The following is a 343-nucleotide window of genomic DNA, read 5'->3' as shown; positions in this document are numbered from 1 at the left end:
CCCTGGTGTCCGCGTTGCGCGACATCGCCACCACCTTGGAGACTCGCAAGGAACTGCGTCGGGAGATCCGCACGACCTACGCCCAGACGGTGGCGACGGCATATGCCGTCCTAGGCATGGGCCTGCTCTCGCTCTTCCTCATCGAGCAGATCAATGAGGGCAGCGTCGACGCGATGCTGCGCAGCAACGTCGGCCGGATCACGCTCATCGCCGCAGGCGGCATCTATGCGTTCGGCGTGTGGTTGGTACGACGGATGACCCGGGTGGAGGTCTGACATGCTGCCTCTGCTGTTCGGCCTCGCCAGCGTGGCCGTCTCGATCATGTTCGTCGCCGGGTACCGGG

At 65.3% G+C, this 343-nt stretch carries 1 protein-coding gene; it reads left to right on the top strand.

The genetic code is table 11. From position 1 onward, the window contains the following. The coding region (locus tag D9V41_RS18090) for a type II secretion system F family protein (protein ID WP_424922813.1) at positions 1–275 on the top strand (275 nt) is incomplete at its 5' end. Between the last annotated feature and the right edge of the window lie 68 nt (positions 276–343).

This window comes from Aeromicrobium phragmitis (genome assembly GCF_003674095.1).
Lineage (GTDB): Bacteria > Actinomycetota > Actinomycetes > Propionibacteriales > Nocardioidaceae > Aeromicrobium > Aeromicrobium phragmitis.
The sequence above is the reverse complement of the archived record's forward strand: the minus strand, read 5'-3'. Positions and strand labels throughout refer to the sequence as shown.